A 2915-nucleotide genomic window follows, 5' to 3' on the forward strand; every position below is an offset into this window, starting at 1 on the left:
CACCTTGTCGGCGATGCCCAGACGGTCGAAGATTTCGAGGCTGCGCCGGGACCAGCTCATGGCGCGCGAGCCGGTCGCGACCGCGTCGCCGGCCTCGAGCAGCACCGATGGCGTCCCGCGACGGGCCAGATCCAGCGCCAGCACCAGACCGACCGGCCCCGCGCCGATGATGACGACCTTATGGCGCGGTTCGGGCGCGTTAAGCCCGGGCGGGGCGACATAGGGAAAGGGCGCATAGGTATGAGCCATCACGCGGCCCCCGGCGGGACGGCGCGCGCGGGCAGGTCACGAAGGACCGTGCCGCGGACATCTGCGGGGTCATGAGTCATGGCACTCTCCCTTGACGGTCTGCTTCGCTGGCCGCCACCCGGGCGCTAACCTCTGCCACCCGGCGGGCCACTGCAACCGGTTTTTTCGGCGGGGGATCGACACCACGTCATGCTATGGACGGAAGCGGGCCGCGCTAGCAAGGGGCGGGTCCGGCGACGGAGGAGGAGGAACACATGACCGGCGTCGTCATCCTGAGCGGCGCGCGCACCGCCATCGGCACATTCGGCGGCAGTCTTGCGGACCTGCCGCCCGCGACGCTGGGCGCCATCGCCGCGCGCGCGGCGCTGGAACGGGCCGGAATCGAGGGCGCGCGCATCGGCCATGTCGCCTTTGGCCATATCCTGAACACCGAGCCGCGCGACCTGTACCTGTCGCGCATCGCCGCGATGGAGGCGGGGATTCCCGAGACCGTGCCCGCGATGAACGTCAACCGGCTGTGCGGCTCGGGGGCGCAGGCCGTCGTCTCGGTCGCGCAGGCGCTGATGCTGGGGGATGCCGGGTTCGGGCTGGCGGGCGGGGCCGAAAGCATGAGCCGGGCGCCGCATATCCTGCCCGCGGCGCGCTGGGGCCAGAAGATGGGCGACACGTTGGCGGCCGACATGATGCTGGGTGCGCTGACCTGTCCGTTCGGGACCGGCCATATGGGTGTGACCGCCGAGAACGTGGCCGCCGAGCATGGCATCAGCCGCGCCGATCAGGACGCCTTTGCGCTGGAGAGCCAGAGCCGCGCGGCGCGGGCGATTGCCGAGGGCCGCTTTGCCGCCGAGATCGTGCCGGTCGAGGTGGCGGTGCGGCGCGAGACGCGGGCCTTTGCGGTGGACGAGCATCCCAAGGCAACGACGCCGGAGGCGCTGGCGGCGCTGCGGCCCGCCTTTCAGAAGGATGGCACGGTTACGGCGGGCAATGCGAGCGGGATCAATGACGGCGCCGCGGCGCTGGTTCTGGCGCGCGAGGACGCGGCAGAGGCGGCGGGGCTCGAGCCGATGGCGCGGCTGATCGGCTATGCCCATGCGGGCGTGGCGCCGCGGGTGATGGGGATCGGGCCGGTGCCCGCGGTCGAGGCGTTGCTGGCCAGGACGGGGCTGGGTGTAGGCGATTTCGACGTGGTCGAAAGCAACGAGGCCTTTGCCGCGCAGGCGATTGCGGTCAACAGGGCGCTGGGGCTGGACCCCGAGCGGGTGAACCCCAATGGCGGCGCGATCGCGCTGGGTCATCCGGTGGGGGCGACCGGGGCGATCCTGACGGTCAAGGCGATCCACGACCTGGCGCGCACCGGCGGGCGCTGGTGACGATGTGCATCGGCGGCGGGCAGGGAATCGCGCTGGCGCTGGAGCGGGTCTGACGGGCGTCAGTCCACCACCCGCAGCGTGAGGTTGATCCGCCCGCCCCCGGCCAGCAGGCCGGAGGAGCCGGGGCGCAGCCGGTCGATGCCGTGATGGACCAGCCGCGCCGCGCCGCCCATCACCAGAACGTCGCCCGAATTGAGCCAGAGGCTTTCGGTATCGCCGCCGCGGGTCAGGTGGCCGATGCGGAACCGCGCCGCGTCGCCCAGCGAGATCGACAGCACCGGCCAGCGGAAATCGGCCTCGTCGCGGTCCTGGTGCATGCCCATCTTGGCCTCCTCGCCGTAGAAGTTCACGAGGCAGCAATCGGGGCGGCGGTCGAGGCCGGTCACCGCGTCCCAGACCGCCAGCACCGAGGCTGGGATCGGCGGCCAGGGCAGCCCGGAGGGATGGCAGGGCACATAGCGATAGCCGCGCCGGTCAGAGACCCAGCCGAAGCGCCCGGCAGAGGTCATGCGCACGCTCATCTTGCGGCCCCAGCGGGTTTCGGGCTGGAAGAGCGGCGCGGCGGCGACCACGGCGCGCAGGTCCGCGACCATCGCGCGCTGGGCCTCGGCGTCCAGCCAGCCGGGAAAGATCTGGACCCCGCGCACCACCAGACCGGGGGTCGGGCGGGCGCCCTGGGGCGTTTCGGACATCGTTCACCACACTCACATTTCTGTCATGGACCGCGCTTGCAGGGGTCTGGACCCCTCCTTATATACGCCCGAGACAAGGATCGGGGACCACCCCCCCGACCGGAATTCTGGGATCGGAGGACAGGGGCCTTTTCAGGGCCTGACCTCCACAACATCGCCGAAGAAGAGGTAACAGACATGGCCAAAGTCATCGGGATCGACCTTGGGACCACCAATTCCTGCGTCGCCATCATGGACGGCTCGCAACCCCGGGTGATCGAGAATGCCGAGGGCGCGCGCACGACCCCCTCGATCGTCGCCTTCACCGAATCCGAACGTCTTGTGGGCCAGCCCGCCAAGCGGCAGGCCGTCACCAACCCCGAGAACACGATCTTTGCCGTCAAGCGCCTGATCGGGCGGCGGGCCGACGATGCGGAAGTCGAGAAGGACCGCAAGCACGTCCCCTACAGCATCGTCGATGGCGGCAATGGCGATGCCTGGGTTCAGGTGCGTGGCGAGAAATACAGCCCCAGCCAGATCTCGGCCTTCATCCTGCAGAAGATGAAGGAAACCGCCGAAAGCTATCTGGGCGAGACCGTGACGCAGGCCGTCATCACCGTTCCGG

Annotated in this window: 3 protein-coding genes and 1 pseudogene; 2 read left to right on the forward strand and 2 right to left on the reverse strand. The window is 70.1% G+C overall.

The features are described 5' to 3' along the window. A partial coding sequence (locus ENN83_RS16830) for an FAD-dependent oxidoreductase (RefSeq protein WP_287188985.1) occupies window positions 1-249 on the reverse strand: 249 nt, incomplete at its 3' end. A 254-nt stretch (window positions 250-503) separates the two neighbouring features. On the opposite strand from ENN83_RS16830, the pseudogene bktB reads away from it, so the two are divergent. Further along, window positions 504-1672: pseudogene (gene bktB / locus ENN83_RS16835) on the forward strand (beta-ketothiolase BktB). Between the two features lie 6 nt (window positions 1673-1678). On the opposite strand, the gene ENN83_RS16840 reads toward bktB, so the two are convergent. Beyond that, window positions 1679-2311, reverse strand: coding sequence for an alpha-ketoglutarate-dependent dioxygenase AlkB family protein (locus tag ENN83_RS16840; RefSeq protein WP_287188986.1), 633 nt, complete (start codon window positions 2309-2311; stop codon window positions 1679-1681). Between the two features lie 177 nt (window positions 2312-2488). Here ENN83_RS16840 and ENN83_RS16845 point away from each other — a divergent pair. After that, on the forward strand, window positions 2489-2915 hold a 427-nt coding region (locus ENN83_RS16845; protein ID WP_287188988.1), incomplete at its 3' end, for an Hsp70 family protein.

It is taken from the genome of Rhodovulum sp. (assembly GCF_011048875.1).
Lineage (GTDB): Bacteria > Pseudomonadota > Alphaproteobacteria > Rhodobacterales > Rhodobacteraceae > Rhodovulum > Rhodovulum tesquicola.

Excerpts from the sequence above, each read along its gene's own strand:
- ENN83_RS16840 (WP_287188986.1), bottom strand. The coding sequence starts at position 2,311 with ATGTCCGAAACGCCCCAGGGCGCCCGCCCGACCCCCGGTCTGGTGGTG.